This is a genomic window from Pseudoxanthomonas japonensis, assembly GCF_043632995.1.
Taxonomy (GTDB): domain Bacteria; phylum Pseudomonadota; class Gammaproteobacteria; order Xanthomonadales; family Xanthomonadaceae; genus Pseudoxanthomonas_A; species Pseudoxanthomonas_A japonensis.
Genome location: NZ_CP171632.1, coordinates 243,029 through 257,711, shown reverse-complemented (window position 1 = coordinate 257,711; position 14,683 = coordinate 243,029). Strand labels below are relative to the sequence as shown.

The following is a 14,683-nucleotide window of genomic DNA, read 5'->3' as shown; positions in this document are numbered from 1 at the left end:
CGCATGGTAGCGCGGCGGCTCCGCGGCCCGGCATGGCATCCTATGCGCCCCATGGCCCGCATCCCCGACGCCTTCATCGACGAACTGCTCGCCCGGACGGATATCGTCGAGGTGGTGGGCGGGCGCGTGCCGCTGAAGCGGCAGGGCAAGGAATACTCGGCCTGCTGTCCGTTCCACGACGAACGCTCGCCGTCGTTCACGGTGTCGCCGACCAAGCAGTTCTACCACTGCTTCGGCTGCGGCGCGCACGGCACGGCGCTGTCGTTCCTGATGAACTACGACCGCCTCGAGTTCCTTGATGCGGTGGAGGAACTGGCGCGCCGCACCGGCATGGAAGTGCCGCGCGAGACGCAGCAGCGCAACGAAAACAACGACACGAAAGACCTGTTCAATGCCCTGGAAGCCGCGGCGCGTTTCTTCCAGCGCAACCTGGACGGCAGCGACAAGGCCAAGGTCTACCTGGATGGCCGCGGCGTGGATGCGGCGATCCGCACGCAGTTCATGATCGGCTATGCGCCCGACGGCTATTCGGCGCTGAAGGATGCGCTGGGCACGGACGAGCGGCGGATGAAGTTGCTGGACCGCGCCGGCCTGTTCTCGAAGAACGACCGTGGCCATGTCTACGACAAGTTCCGCGACCGGGTGATGTTTCCGATCCACGACCGGCGTGGACGCGTGATCGCGTTCGGCGGCCGCGTGCTGCAGAAGGACGACGGCCCGAAGTACCTCAATTCGCCCGAGACCGCGCTGTTCCACAAGGGTCGCGAGCTGTACGGCCTGTGGCAGGTGAAGCAGGCCAATCAGAAGATCGCGCGACTGGTCGTCGTCGAGGGCTACATGGACGTGGTCTCGCTGTTCCAGTTCGGCGTGAAGGAAGCGGTCGCCACGCTGGGCACGGCGACCACGCCGGAACACGCCGAGCTGCTGTTCCGCAATGCGCCGGATGTGTACTTCTGCTTCGACGGCGATGCCGCCGGCCAGCGCGCCGCCTGGCGCGCGCTGGAATCGGTACTGCCACGCATGAAGGACGGGCGGCAGGCGTTCTTCCTGTTCCTGCCCGACGGCGAGGATCCCGACACCATCGTGCGTCAGGAAGGCGCAGCCGGGTTCGACGCGCGCCTGCAGCAGGCGATGCCGCTGTCCCAGTTCTTCTTCGACGAACTGGCGAAGGACATCAAGCTGTCCACGCTCGACGGCAAGGCGCGCCTGGCCGAGCGCGCGCGCCCGCTGCTCGCGCAGATTCCCGACGGCGCATTCGGCGACCTGATGCGCCAGCGCCTGACCGAGATCACCGGCGTCGGTGCCGGCAACACGAACACGACGTCCGCCACGCCACCGGTATCTGCACGACGCGCGGCGCCCTCGCAGTCGGGCCACAACAAACCGAGCCTGGTCCGCAGCATCATCGTGCGTCTGCTGCACAAGCCGTCGCTGGCGCTGGCGATCGAGTCGACGCACGGCTTCTCCGCGCTGCGGCTGGCCGGCATGGAACTGCTGCTGGAACTGATCGACCTGGTGCATGCGCGGCCCGACATCACCACCGGCGTGCTGCTGGAACACTTCGCCGAGCGCGACGAGGCCGCGGCGCTGCAGAAGCTGGCGATGCAGGACCTGCCCGGCGACGAGGACAGCTGGCGCCAGGAAATGCTCGACGCCGCCGTGCAGTTGGAAAAGCAGATGCTGCAGCAGCGGCTGGACGAACTGCAGGCCAAGCAGCGCAGCATGGGCCTGGACGAAACCGACAAGTACGAACTGCGCACCCTGCTGCAGGCCCGCATCGGCCGCCACTGAGGAGTCCGTGATGACCCGTTTCGCCTTTCTGCTATCGACCTTGCTGGTGGGCTGCGCATCGTTCGCTGCGCATGCCACCGACTTCGCCCAACCCCAGCCCGGCCTGCACACCGGTGGCCAGCCGTCGCAGGACGATCTTGCGCGCCTGAAGTCCGAAGGCGTGCGCACCGTGATCGACCTGCGCGGGCCGCAGGAAGACCGCGGCTATGACGAGGCCGCCGAAGCGCAGCGCCTGGGCCTGCACTACATCGCCCTGCCGATCACCGGCAAGGACGACGTCACCCCGGCGAATGCGAAGGCACTGGGCGATCTTCTGAGAGCGCAGGACGGCGACGTGCTGCTGCATTGCGCCTCCGGCAACCGCGTTGGCGCGCTGCTGGCGATGGACGCGGCGGCGCGGGGCGTCCCGCGTGAGGAAGCGCTGGAGCTGGGCCGCAAAGCGGGCTTGAAATCGCTGGAACCGGTGGTAGCGGAGCAGTTGGGCAAGCCCTGACGTGTCACCGCCACGATGCCGGTTGTGGGAGCGACGTCAGTCGCGATAACGCATTCATGGGGCTCATTTCGCGACTGACGTCGCTCCCACGACCAGCAATCACTAACCCGCCGGCACGAACTCGATGCCGGCCGACGCCGCCGCGGGCCGCAGCAGCGGCATCACCCAGTGATCGACCAGCAGGAAGGCGAACAGCGCCATCAGGTAGACGATCGAGTAGTTGAATACGCGCATCGGGAAAAACTCGTCCGGCGGATCCAGCAGCCGCCACGCGTACCAGAGGAACACCGCGCCGAGCACCAGCGCTCCCCCCAGGTAGAAGAAGCCGCTCATGCCGAACACGACCGGCAGCACCGTCACTTCGACCAGCAGCACCGTGTAGAACAGGATCTGCCAGCGCGTGTAGGTCACCCCGTGCGTCACCGGCAGCATCGGCACCAGCGCGCGTGCGTAGTCCTCGCGACGGAAGATCGCCAGCGCCCAGAAATGCGGCGGCGTCCACACGAAGATGATGAGCACCAGCAGCAACGCATGCGGCCAGTCCCACTCGCCCTGCATGCCGGTCATCGTGGCCCAGCCCAGCAGCGGCGGCGCCGCGCCGGCGATGCCGCCGATGACGATGTTCTGCGGCGTGGCGCGCTTCAGGAACACGGTGTAGATCACCGCGTAGCCGATCAGCGAGGCGAAGGTCAGGATCGCGGTGATCGTGTTGACCCAGACCACCAGCACCGTCATCGACAGCGCCGCCAGCACCAGCGCGAACGCCAGCGCCTGCCAGGGCTTCACCTGCCCCTGCACCAGCGGACGCCACGAGGTACGCGCCATCTTGGCGTCGATGCGCGCATCGAGCAGCTGGTTGATCGCGGCGGCGCTGGACGCCGCCAGCCAGATGCCGAGGAAGCCGAGCGCACCACGCAGCAGCTCGGCGCCGTCCGGCAGGCCGTCGATGGCGAGGAACATGCCGACGATCGCGGTGAACACGATCAACGCCACCACGCGCGGCTTGGTCAGGTCCCAGTACTGTCGGAACGTCGACGCCATCAGTCGGGCCTGCGCAGGCGCGCGGTGAGCGAGACCATCGTGAACAGCAGCAGCACCGCGCCGGCGTTATGCGCGACGGCGACCGGCAGCGGCAGGTTGAGCTTCACGTTGAGGATGCCCAGCGTGACCTGCGCAGCGATCAGCACGACCAGCGTCAGCGACCAGCTGCGCATGCCGGGCGTGCGGAACAGGCGCAGCGCCAGCGCCAGCACATACAGCGCGACGATCACCGCCATGATGCGATGGCTCAGCTGGATCGCGATGCGCGCGGCACCGTCGAGCACGCCGCCTTCGTAGTCCACGCCGATGCCACGCCACAGCACGAACGCCTCGCTGAAATCCGCCGGCGGCGCCCACTGGCCCACGCACTTCGGGAAATCCATGCCGCAGGCCAGCGCCGCGTAGTTCGCACTGACCCAGCCGCCCAGCGCGATCTGGATGCCGAGCAGCATCAGCCCGCCGATCAGCCAGCGCCGCAGCACGGTCGCATCGGCCAGCGTGATCGGCCGGTCGGTGGCGCGCCACGCCATCCACACCAGCAGCGAGAACGTGGTCAGGCCGCCCAGCAGATGGCCCATCACCACGATCGGCTTCAGCAGCCAGGTCACCGTCCACATGCCGAGCAGGGCCTGGAAGATGATCACCGCCAGCGTCAGCGCGCCCGCGCGCGCCAGGTCGATGTTCGACCAGCGCAACGCGGCGAACAGCAGGACCGCTTCGCCCAGGATCGCGAGCACGGACGCCTGCACGTGCTCGCCGTGCATGTACAGCGGAATCGCCGCGCCAACGAGACCTGCGGCGACCAGGATCTGCGCGACGCCCCAGCGGCGGCGGCGCGCAGCGAGCAAGGCCAGCACCAGCACCAGCACGCCCAGCGAGGCGGCGAGGTGGCGGTGCACCTGCTCGCGCCAGGCCTTGTGGGTTTCGAACGGACGGATCTCGCTGGCGACGTGCGAGGCCGCTTCATCGACCGCCTTCGGCCATGCGGCGCGGCCGTAGCAGGTCGGCCAGTCGGGGCAGCTGAGGCCGGCATCGGACAGGCGCACGAAGGCGCCGAACACGACGACGCACAGCGTCAGCGCGACCGCCAGCCAGGCGATGCGATGGAAATGACGGTAGATAACGGGACGTGCGACGGCATTCATCATCGGTGATTCTGGCGGTGGCTCAGATGAGCTTGATGAGCTTGGCAACATCGGTGCGCAGGTGGCCCGGATCGAAGCCCGGGGCATAGCGCAGGATGATGAAGCCGTGGGGATCGATCACGTAGACCGGCGTACCGGCCGCGTCGTCCACCTGCGGCAGGCGCGTGCGCAGCGGATCGTCGGCGCGCACCTGGCGCAGCGCGGAGTGGCGTGGCGCATCCGCGGGATAGTCGCCGAGCCACAGGATGTCGACCTCGTCGGCGTTGTGGCCGAACAGCTGCCACACGGTATCCAGGTCGGTCGCCAGCTTCGTGCACGCCTGCGTGCAGCCCGGTGCCGGTGCGGCGACGATGCGCCAGCGACGCTCCGCCGGTTTCCAGTCGTAGGTGTCGCCATCGGACAGCGACAGCGTCAGGTCGCGCGCGTCCGCCGGGGGCTGCAGCATCTGGCCGTGGTTCTTGTGGGCCGCCGGCTGCCAGCCGGAGAAGCGCAGCAGGCCGGCGCCGAACACGGTGCCGAAGAACAGGGCGAACAGGCCGACGAGCATCCACCGCCCGCGACGCCGCTGCGCGGGATCGAATGGTTTTGGGTCCATGGGCGCATTTTCTCACGCCCGGGCGATCATTGCCCCTGTCCGAGAACCGGATGCCGCGGACGAACGGCCACCGCGCCTCCATTCCGTTCGTGGTGAGCTTGTCGAACCACGCGCTTTGCGCTGGATCGACATGTCACGATCACCTTGCCCTGCCCTCGAAAAGCGTGGTTCGACAAGCTCACCACGAATGGGGTTACGGGGATTCAGCGCGCCTGTCCCGTGCTCGCTCAGCGACCCTGTCGCGCCCCCCTCCGGCTGCGCCAGGTCAGCACCAGCGCGGTAACGAACACCGCGCCCGCCAGCCCGAACCACTGCACGGCATAGCCGATGTGCCGCTCCGGCGGCAGCGTGTTGGGCAGGATGTCGAGGTCGCGGGCGTAGCCCAACGGCAGGTCGGGATCCAGCTTCAGCACGCGCGGTGCCAATGAGGACAGGCCCAGCGCCTGGGCGATCTCCTGCCGCTGCAGCGCGATCACCAGCAGGCTGCCATCCGCCTGCGGGCTGGGCGGCGCCTGGGCGATGCCCTCCGAGGGCGGCGGTACCAGCAGGCCCGCCACGCGATGCTGCCCCGCCAGCGGCGCCACGGCCGGCATTGTGCGATCGCCCGGCACCGGCAGCCAGCCCAGCTCCACGAGCAGCGGTGCTCCCGCAGTGGGCTGGAAGACACGATAGGCGCGTACGCCAGGCTGGCGATCACGCGTCTGGTTGTCGAGCAGGATCGCCGGCGCAGGCAGGAACTCGCCCTCGCCCGCTACCCAGTCGTACGCCTGCGATCGCGCCCTGTCCGCGGCCAGCCCCAGGGGCTGCACCTGGCGCTCGGTCAGCACGCGCGTGGTTTCCGACAGCATCGCCTCTTTCTGTTCGGCCCGGCCCCACTGCCAGGCGCCAAGGCTGCCGAACAGCGACATGGCCAGCACGGCCAGGGTCCATCCCATCGGCAGCGGCATGCGCCGGCTCATCGGCTGCGTCCGAATGTCGCACCCACCATCGGCTCACGCCGATGGCGCGATAATGCGCGCCTCACTGCCGAGGTCCCGACGAGGACGCCATGAACGATTCGCTGAAAACCCTGCTGATCATCGCCTTCCTCATCCTCATCGTCTGGAACCTGGGCGCGGGCCTGTACTACATGCTGGTGGACAAGGGCGAGAGCAAGCGCACGGTGAACGCACTGACCCGACGCATCGCGCTGTCCGTCGGCCTGATCCTGCTGGTCGTGCTGGCCATCAAGATGGGCTGGATCCAGCCGCACGGCATCAATCCCGGCTGAGAGCCGTGATTCGTAACTGGTGATGCGTGATTCGTAAAAGCAAAGAGCGACGGGATCTCCGTCGCTCTCGCTATGTGTGGTGCTTTCGCTGTCAGCGAATCACCCATCACCAATCACGAATCACGAATCACAACACGTAGACGAACAGGAACAGGCCCAGCCACACCACGTCGACGAAGTGCCAGTACCAGGCGACGGCTTCGAAACCGAAGTGGTCGTCCTTGGTGAAGTGACCCTTGGCGCAGCGGAACCAGATGATCGCCAGCATGATCGTGCCCAGCGTCACGTGCAGGCCGTGGAAGCCGGTCAGCATGAAGAACGTGGAACCGTAGATGCCCGAGCCCAGCGTCAGGTTCAGCTCCTTGTAGGCGTGGATGTATTCCTCGGCCTGGAAGAACAGGAACACGCAGCCCAGCAGCACCGTGGCGCCCAGCCAGATCAGCAGCTGGCTGCGGTGACCGGCCTTCAGCGCGTGGTGCGCGATGGTGATGGTGACGCCGGAGGTCAGCAGGATCAGTGTGTTGAGCAGCGGCAGGCCCCACGCCGGGATGGTCTGGAAGTGGCCACCGACCTGGCCCGGACCGGCGCTCGGCCATGCGGCCGAGAACCCTTCCCACAGCAGGCTGTTGGTCATCACGCCGTCGCCTTCACCGCCCAGCCACGGCAGCGACAGCGTGCGCGCATAGAACAGCGCACCGAAGAACGCGGCGAAGAACATCACTTCCGAGAAGATGAACCACACCATGCCCATGCGGAACGACACGTCCACCTGGCGGTTGTAGCTGCCGCTCACCGACTCGCGGATCACGTCGCCGAACCACATGAACAGCGTGGCGCACAGGCCCACGACGCCGGCATAGAACGTCCACATGCCCCACGACAGGTCGTTGAGCCAGCTGGCCACGCCGAACATCGTGATGAACATGGCGATGGAGCCCACGAACGGCCACTTGGAGCTATGCGGCACGAAGTAGATGTTGGCGTCTGGCGATGAGGCGTTTGCCATGGCGATGCTTCCGGTTGCTAAGGCGAAGTCAGGGTGCCGCGAGCGGCTTGGGCGACGCCGTGCCCGTGCCGATCTGCGCGGTCAGGGCGTCGTTCTTGAAGAAGGTATACGACAGGGTGATGGTCTTCACTTCCGCCGGCAGGTCCTGGTCCACGATGAAGCGGACCGGCATGTCGCGGCTTTCGCCGGGCTGCAGGGTCTGGGCGGTGAAGCAGAAGCACTCGGTCTTGGTGAAATAGCCGGACGCGCGCGCCGGCGCGACCGACGGCACCGCGCTGCCCACCACGGCCTTGTCGCTGTCGTTGCGCGCGAAATACTTGGCTTCGTACAGCTCGCCGGGCACGACCTGCATGGTCAGCTGCTCCGGGTTGAACGCCCACGGCAGCTTGGAGTTCACGCCACCGTCGAACTGCACGGTGACGGTGCGTTTGGCCTTGGCCGCCACTGCCGCCGCGACCTGTCCCGGACCCTGCTCCAGGCGGATGCCGAACACCTTCTCGCAGGCGATGCGGTACAGCGGCACCAGCGAGAACGTCAGCACGAACACCGCCATCGCCACGCCGACCAGCTTGAACAGGCCCGCCGAGTTGGACTTGCCGGCCGTCATGCGCTCAACACCGCGCGACCGATGAAGGCCGCGAAGATCGCGAAGGCGATGCCGCCGATCACCCACGCGGTCCGCAGCACCGCCTTGCGGCGGCGCGCGAGCTCTTCGGGAGTGAAGGCGGGGACGTTCATGCGGCCGGGCTCAGGCGTGTCAGTGCGTCACGTCGCCGTGCGCCAGGTCGCCGTCCTTGATGACCGGCGGCGTGGTGAAGGTGTGGTGCGGCGCCGGCGACGGCACGGTCCACTCCAGGCCCTTGGCGTTTTCCCAGGCGCGGGCTTCGGCCTTGGCGCCATTGCGCAGCGAGGCCCACAGGATCGCGGCCATCATGAACGGCGTGACGAACATGCCGAACGCGCCGATCGAGCTGATGAGGTTCCAGTCCGCGAACACCGGGTTGTAGTCCGGGATGCGGCGCGGCATGCCGGCCAGGCCCAGGAAGTGCTGCGGGAAGAACAGCAGGTTGACGAAGACGATCGTCCACCAGAAATGGAACTTGCCCCAGAACTCGTTGTACATGCGGCCGGTCCACTTCGGCCACCAGTAGTAGGTCGCCGCGATGATGGAGAACAGCGCGCCGGTCACCAGCACGTAGTGGAAGTGCGCCACCACGAAGTAGGTGTCGTGGTACTGGAAGTCCGCCGGCACGATGGCCAGCATCAGGCCGGAGAAACCGCCGATGGTGAACAGGATGACGAAGCCCACGGCCCACAGCATCGGCGTCTCGAAGGACAGCGAGCCGCGCCACATCGTGCTGACCCAGTTGAACACCTTCACGCCGGTCGGGATCGCGATCAGCATGGTGGCGAACATGAAGTAGATTTCGCCGCCCAGCGGCATGCCCACCGTGAACATGTGGTGCGCCCACACGATGAACGACAGGAACGCGATCGAGGCGGTCGCGTACACCATGGCCTGGTAGCCGAACAGCGGCTTGCGGCTGAAGGTCGGGATGATTTCCGACACCACGCCGAACGCCGGCAGGATCATGATGTAGACCTCGGGGTGACCGAAGAACCAGAAGATGTGCTGGTACATCACCGGGTCGCCGCCGCCGGCCGCATTGAAGAAGCTGGTGCCGAAGAACTTGTCGGTCAGCAGCATGGTCACCGCGCCCGCCAGCACCGGCATGACCGCGATCAGCAGGAACGCGGTGATCAGCCAGGTCCAGCAGAAGATCGGCATCTTCAGCAGGTCGATGCCCGGCGCGCGCATGTTCAGCACGGTCGCGATGATGTTGATGGCGCCCATGATCGAGCTGACGCCCATCATGTGGATCGCGAAGATGGTGAACGCGACGTTGTAGCCGCCCTGCAGCGACAGCGGCGGGTACAGCGTCCAGCCGCCGGCAGGCGCGCCGCCCGGCAGGAACAGCGACATCAGCAGCAGGGTGAAGGCGAACGGCATGATCCAGAAGGACCAGTTGTTCATGCGCGGCAGCGCCATGTCCGGCGCGCCGACCTGCAGCGGGATCATCCAGTTGGCCAGGCCGACGAAGGCCGGCATCACGCCGCCGAAGATCATGACCAGCGCGTGCACGGTGGTCATCTGGTTGAAGAATTCGGGGCTGACGAACTGCAGGCCCGGCACCATCAGTTCGGCACGGATGATCACCGACATGCCCGCGCCGATGATGAACATGATGAAGCTGAAGATCAGGTAGAGGGTACCGATGTCCTTGTGGTTCGTGGAGAAGAACCACCGGTCGATGAAGCCCTGCTGGTGACCGTGATGATCGTCGTGCCCGTCGTGATGGGAATCGTGGGCGACGTTGGAGTTGGCCATGTGCTTACTCTCTTGCAGCTAAATCGGACGATCAGCCCTGCGCCGACGGCGCGGGGGTCTCGGCAGCGGAGGCGGCGGCGTTGGCCGGGGCGGCTTCCGCAGGCGCGGTCTCCGGAGACGGTGCGGCCGGCGCCGGTTCGGCGGCCGGGGCAGGCTTCTTCGAGGCCAGCCACTGCTCGAACTCGGCCTTCGGCACCGCCTTCACGACGATCGGCATGAAACCGTGGTCCTTGCCGCACAGTTCGGCGCATTGGCCGCGGTAGACGCCCGGTTCCTTGATGTCGGTCCAGGCCTCGTTGACGATGCCCGGGATGGCGTCCTGCTTCCAGCCCAGCGCCGGCACCCACCATGCGTGGATGACGTCGTCGGCGGTGATCACGAAGCGGATCTTGGTATCGGTCGGCAGCACCAGCTGGTTGTCGACGTCCAGCAGGTAGTGCGGGTTCTTCACCAGGTCGGGCTTCTCGCCGCTCTGGCGGATGCGGTCGGACTCGCGGTCCAGACGGCTGGTGAAGGACACGTCCTCACCCAGGTACTCGTACTTCCACATCCACTGGTAGCCGGTGACCTTGACCGTCATCTCGGCGTCGCGGGTGTCGTACATGGCGATCAGCTTGGCGGTCGCCGGCCAGGCCATGACCACCAGGATCAGCACCGGGATGACGGTCCAGATGATCTCGGCGGTGGTGTTGTGGCTGAACTGCGCGGCCACCGCACCCTTGGACTTGCGGAACTTGAACATCGCGTAGCCCATCGCGCCGAACACGATGATGCCGATCACGATGCACACGATCAGCGCGATCATGTGCGCGTCGTAGGCATGCTGCGAGGACGCGGTGACGCCCTTGCCCATGTTCAGCTGCCACCGGTGCGGGTCAGCCGACTGCGCCCAGGCCAGCGCCGGCATCGCCAGCAGCGTGCACGCCATCGCCAACCGCTTCCACACTCCATTCACTTGCGTCATTGCCTAGACCCCAATGCGTCATCGGTTGCGGCCGCTCGCGGCCGCCAGTAGATCCTGCAAGGTCTCCGCCAGCTGCCGCCGCTCGGCCGGTCCCAGGAAGTCGCCCACCTGCACCTGCCTGCCACTGGAAGCCAGCGAAATCCTTTCGCCTCCCCGCGCGATGCCCAGGCGTACCCAGTACGGGTGCGCACGGAACACCAACCCTCCGCCGGAGGTGGTCACCTCCACCGCGTCGGGCCCGATGCGGATCTCCTCGCCCCGGTCGCCATGGCGCCACGACGCATGCAACGCCGTGGCCACGATGGCCGAATGGAGCAACGCAAAGGCCGGCGCGAAGGCATTGCCTCCCCACCAGCCCAGCACGGCGACGACCCACATCGCACCCGACAATGCCGCGAACAACATCACGAACTGGCGGCGCGTCAGCGCCCGCGGCGGCCGCAGGCGGACCTGCGCGCCGTGTCCGTCCCACGATGACGGCACCACTTCGATCATGTCGCCCGCCACACGATCCGGGCTGCGGAAAACCGCTGAATGGTAGCTCCCGAGCACAGGGGGCGGCAAGGTGCATTGATCGAGGACAAGGCGCCGTGGCCCGCGTTCGAGGGTGCGGCGCGCGCCAACGGCGGCGTTCCGCGACGTGCGTCACCGCCTCGCCCAGCGACACGCCCGAGGCCCGCAAACCCCGCACGACAGGCATATCCGGGCTGCCCGCGCGGCCCTAAACTAATGGACTGCCTTTGGACTGCCCTGCCGTCATGTCGACCCCTTCGCCCGTCCCGTCGCCCGCCGCCCCGATGGCCGGCGCCATCGTCTCCCCCGAGCTTCCCGCGCCGCCGGCCGCCCTGCGGGCCGCCATCACGGCGGCCTGGCTGCGCGACGAGACCGAGCATGTCCACGAGCTGCTGGAACAGGCCCGCCTGCCGGCCGACGAGCAGATCCAGGCGCAGAAGCTGGCCGTGGACCTGGTGAAGCGGGTCCGCGCCCGCGCGCAGGACCAGGGCGCCATCGAGGCCTTCATGCGCCAGTACGACCTGGGCAGCGAGGAAGGCGTCCTGCTGATGTGCGTGGCCGAAGCCCTGCTGCGCATCCCGGACCAGGAGACCGCGGACAAGCTGATCCGCGACAAGCTGGGCGATGCCGACTGGGAAAAGCACCTGGGCCAGAGCGACTCGGTGCTGGTCAATGCCTCCACCTGGGGCCTGATGCTGACCGGCAGGCTGGTCAACCTGAACGACCTGACCCGCGCCGATGTGCCCGGCGCCTTCAAGCGCCTGGTCGGCCGCGTCGGCGAGCCGGTCATCCGCCTCGCCGTGCGCCAGGCCATGCGCATCATGGGCCACCAGTTCGTCATGGGCCGCACCATCGACGAGGCGCTGGCCCGCAGCCGCAAGGGCGACAACGCCGACTACCGCTACTCGTTCGACATGCTGGGCGAGGGCGCGCTGACCACCCGGGACGCCGCCCGCTACCTGGAGGCCTACCGCCAGGCGATCCATGCGATCGGCCGTACCGGTCCCTTCGCGGACGTGTTCGCGGCGCCGAGCATCTCGATCAAGCTCTCCGCGCTGCACCCGCGCTACGAGCACGCCAAGCGCGCCCGCGTGATGAAGGACCTGGCCCCGGCCATCCTGGAACTGGCGCAACTGGCCAAGTCCTATGGCATCGGCTTCACCATCGATGCCGAGGAAGCCGACCGCCTGGAGCTCTCGCTGGACCTGATCGAAGCGACCTTCTCCGATGCCTCACTCGATGGCTGGGAAGGCTACGGCCTGGCCGTGCAGGCCTACCAGAAGCGCACGCCGTACGTGATCGACTTTCTCGCCGATCTCGCCCGCCGCGTCGGCCGCCGCATGCCGGTGCGCCTGGTGAAGGGCGCGTACTGGGACGCCGAGATCAAGCGCGCGCAGATCGACGGCCATCCCGGCTACCCGGTGTTCACCCGCAAGCCGAACACCGACGTGTCGTATCTGGCCAATGCACGCCGCATGTTCGACCACGGCGATGCGCTGTACCCGATGTTCGCCACCCACAATGCGCAGACCATCGCCGCGATCCGCTTCATCGCCGACGGCCGCCCGTACGAGCACCAGAAGCTGCACGGCATGGGCGACGACCTGTACGCCGAGGTCGTGCCGAAGCACCGCCTCGACACACCGTGCCGCGTGTACGCGCCGGTCGGCTCGCACGAGGACCTGCTGCCGTACCTCGTGCGCCGCCTGCTCGAGAACGGCGCCAACAGCAGCTTCGTCAACCGCATCACCGACGAGAACGTCGCCATCGAGGACCTGGTGCGCGACCCGGTGCAGACCGTGTCGGAATTCGAGTCCATCCCGCATCCGCGCATCCCGCTGCCGGTCGACCTTTTCCGGAGCCAGTCGGCTCCCATCGCCTCTTCTGACAGGAACAACTCCATGGGCGCCAACCTCGCCAACGACAACGACCTGCGTGCCCTGGCCGAGCGCATCAACGCGTCGGTGAAGCCGTGGCGCGCCGCGCCGCTGGTGCCGGGCGCCGTCGTGTCCGGCAACGCGCTGCCGGTGACCAATCCCGCCGACCGCCGCCAGACCGTCGGCGAATGGCAGCCGGCCGACAGCGCCGCCGTCGAGAAGGCGCTGGCCAATGCCGTCGCCGCGCAACCGGCCTGGGATCGCACGCCGGCCGCCAGCCGCGCCGCGATCCTCGAGCACGCGGCGAACCTGCTGGAACAGCGCCTGCCCGACTACATCGCGCTGTGCGTGAAGGAAGCCGGCAAGACCATCCCCGACGGCGTCGCCGAAGTGCGCGAAGCGGTCGATTTCCTGCGCTACTACGCCGCGCAGGCGCGCGCGCAGTTCGGCGCGCCGGAACACCTGCCCGGTCCGACCGGCGAATCCAACCAGCTGCAGCTGCAGGGCCGCGGCGTGTTCGTCTGCATCAGTCCTTGGAACTTCCCGCTGGCGATCTTCCTGGGCCAGGTCAGCGCCGCGCTCGCCGCCGGCAACAGCGTGATCGCCAAGCCGGCCGAGCAGACCAACCTGATCGGCCATGCCGCGGTGAAGCTGCTGCACGAAGCCGGCATCCCCGAGGCCGTGCTGCAGTTCCTGCCCGGCGATGGTGCCACCGTCGGCGCGGCCCTGACGAAGGACCCACGCGTCGCCGGCGTCGCCTTCACCGGCTCCACCGAGACCGCGCGCGCGATCAACCGCGCGCTCGCCGGCCGCGAGGCCGGTCCGATCGCCACGCTGATCGCCGAGACCGGCGGGCAGAACGCGTTCATCGCCGACTCCTCGGCACTGCCGGAGCAGCTGGTGAAGGACGCGATGGGCTCCGCCTTCACCTCCGCCGGCCAGCGCTGCTCGGCCGCGCGCGTGCTGTTCGTGCAGGACGACATCGCCGACAAGGTCATGACGATGCTCGCCGGCGCGATGGACGAACTGAAGATCGGCGACCCGGGCCTGCTGTCGACCGACGTCGGCCCGGTGATCGACGCCGATGCGCTGAAGATCCTCGACGACCACGCCGTGCGCATGGCGAAGGAAGCGCGCCTGATCAAGCAGGCGAACGCCGGCGACGACACCGCGCACGGCACGTTCTTCGCGCCGCGCGCGTGGGAACTGAAGTCGCTGGACCAGTTGCAGAAGGAGATCTTCGGGCCGGCCCTGCACGTGGTGCGCTGGAAGGCCGACCAGTTGGATGCGGTGATCGACCAGATCAACGCCACCGGCTACGGCCTGACCCTGGGCGTGCATTCCCGCATCGACGAAACCATCGACCGCATCGCCGCGCGCGTGAAGGTCGGCAACGTCTACGTCAACCGCAACCAGATCGGCGCCGTCGTCGGCGTGCAGCCGTTCGGTGGCCAGGGCCTCTCGGGCACCGGCCCCAAGGCCGGCGGTCCGCACTATCTGCCGCGCTTCGCCACGGAGAAGACGGTCACCGTCAACACCACGGCGGCCGGCGGCAATGCGTCGCTGCTCACGCTGGGCGAATGACGCCGTAGCCGCTTC

At 67.6% G+C, this 14,683-nt stretch carries 14 protein-coding genes; 4 read left to right on the top strand and 10 right to left on the bottom strand.

Annotated features, from left to right (window positions below):
• The first annotated feature begins 51 nt into the window (after window positions 1-51).
• Window positions 52-1,791: a DNA primase gene (dnaG, locus tag ACGHX3_RS01120; protein ID WP_394696092.1), complete on the top strand. Its 1,740-nt coding sequence runs from the start codon at window positions 52-54 to the stop codon at window positions 1,789-1,791.
• A gap of 10 nt (window positions 1,792-1,801) precedes the next feature.
• Window positions 1,802-2,284 carry a beta-lactamase hydrolase domain-containing protein gene (locus ACGHX3_RS01115; RefSeq protein WP_394696091.1) on the top strand — a complete coding sequence of 161 codons (483 nt, stop codon included), beginning with the start codon at window positions 1,802-1,804 and terminating at the stop codon, window positions 2,282-2,284.
• A 102-nt stretch (window positions 2,285-2,386) separates the two neighbouring features.
• Here ACGHX3_RS01115 and cyoE read toward each other — a convergent pair whose 3' ends face one another.
• The 4 genes from cyoE to ACGHX3_RS01095 all read right to left on the bottom strand — a co-directional run bounded on the left by cyoE (window position 2,387) and on the right by ACGHX3_RS01095 (window position 6,024).
• The gene (cyoE, locus tag ACGHX3_RS01110) at window positions 2,387-3,325 is read right to left on the bottom strand and encodes a heme o synthase (protein ID WP_162335971.1); all 939 of its coding nucleotides are present in this window, start codon (window positions 3,323-3,325) and stop codon (window positions 2,387-2,389) included.
• Window positions 3,325-4,470 carry a heme A synthase gene (locus ACGHX3_RS01105; protein ID WP_394696090.1) on the bottom strand — a complete coding sequence of 382 codons (1,146 nt, stop codon included), beginning with the start codon at window positions 4,468-4,470 and terminating at the stop codon, window positions 3,325-3,327. Before ACGHX3_RS01105 ends, cyoE begins: the two co-directional genes overlap by 1 nt.
• 22 nt (window positions 4,471-4,492) lie before the next feature.
• Complete coding sequence (locus ACGHX3_RS01100) at window positions 4,493-5,065, bottom strand: hypothetical protein (RefSeq protein ID WP_313929429.1); 573 nt, start codon at window positions 5,063-5,065, stop codon at window positions 4,493-4,495.
• Window positions 5,066-5,292: 227 nt separating this feature from the next.
• A complete protein-coding gene (locus ACGHX3_RS01095; protein ID WP_394696089.1) occupies window positions 5,293-6,024 on the bottom strand; it encodes an SURF1 family protein in 732 nt (243 codons plus the stop codon).
• Window positions 6,025-6,113: 89 nt separating this feature from the next.
• Here ACGHX3_RS01095 and ACGHX3_RS01090 point away from each other — a divergent pair, with 89 nt between their 5' ends.
• Complete coding sequence (locus ACGHX3_RS01090) at window positions 6,114-6,335, top strand: twin transmembrane helix small protein (RefSeq protein WP_162335975.1); 222 nt, start codon at window positions 6,114-6,116, stop codon at window positions 6,333-6,335.
• A gap of 127 nt (window positions 6,336-6,462) precedes the next feature.
• On the opposite strand, the gene ACGHX3_RS01085 is transcribed toward ACGHX3_RS01090, so the two are convergent.
• The 6 genes from ACGHX3_RS01085 to ACGHX3_RS01060 are packed head-to-tail and all read right to left on the bottom strand — an operon-like array spanning window position 6,463 to window position 11,189.
• The gene (locus ACGHX3_RS01085) at window positions 6,463-7,341 is read right to left on the bottom strand and encodes a cytochrome c oxidase subunit 3 (RefSeq protein WP_162335976.1); all 879 of its coding nucleotides are present in this window, start codon (window positions 7,339-7,341) and stop codon (window positions 6,463-6,465) included.
• Window positions 7,342-7,369: 28 nt separating this feature from the next.
• Window positions 7,370-7,948 (bottom strand): cytochrome c oxidase assembly protein, encoded by a 579-nt coding sequence (locus ACGHX3_RS01080; protein ID WP_394696088.1) that lies wholly within the window; start codon window positions 7,946-7,948, stop codon window positions 7,370-7,372.
• Entirely contained in the window at window positions 7,945-8,079 is a 135-nt protein-coding gene (locus ACGHX3_RS01075) for a hypothetical protein (protein WP_255430509.1), read from the bottom strand. The genes ACGHX3_RS01080 and ACGHX3_RS01075 overlap by 4 nt, the downstream gene beginning before the upstream one ends.
• A gap of 19 nt (window positions 8,080-8,098) precedes the next feature.
• Window positions 8,099-9,730: a cytochrome c oxidase subunit I gene (ctaD, locus tag ACGHX3_RS01070; protein WP_162335978.1), complete on the bottom strand. Its 1,632-nt coding sequence runs from the start codon at window positions 9,728-9,730 to the stop codon at window positions 8,099-8,101.
• A 31-nt stretch (window positions 9,731-9,761) separates the two neighbouring features.
• Window positions 9,762-10,658, bottom strand: coding sequence for a cytochrome c oxidase subunit II (gene coxB, locus ACGHX3_RS01065; RefSeq protein WP_394697211.1), 897 nt, complete (start codon window positions 10,656-10,658; stop codon window positions 9,762-9,764).
• Between the two features lie 54 nt (window positions 10,659-10,712).
• Window positions 10,713-11,189 carry a DUF2244 domain-containing protein gene (locus ACGHX3_RS01060; RefSeq protein WP_162335980.1) on the bottom strand — a complete coding sequence of 159 codons (477 nt, stop codon included), beginning with the start codon at window positions 11,187-11,189 and terminating at the stop codon, window positions 10,713-10,715.
• A gap of 263 nt (window positions 11,190-11,452) precedes the next feature.
• Between ACGHX3_RS01060 and putA the strand changes: the two genes are divergently transcribed.
• Window positions 11,453-14,668 (top strand): bifunctional proline dehydrogenase/L-glutamate gamma-semialdehyde dehydrogenase PutA, encoded by a 3,216-nt coding sequence (putA, locus tag ACGHX3_RS01055; protein ID WP_394696087.1) that lies wholly within the window; start codon window positions 11,453-11,455, stop codon window positions 14,666-14,668.
• Window positions 14,669-14,683 lie beyond the last annotated feature (15 nt).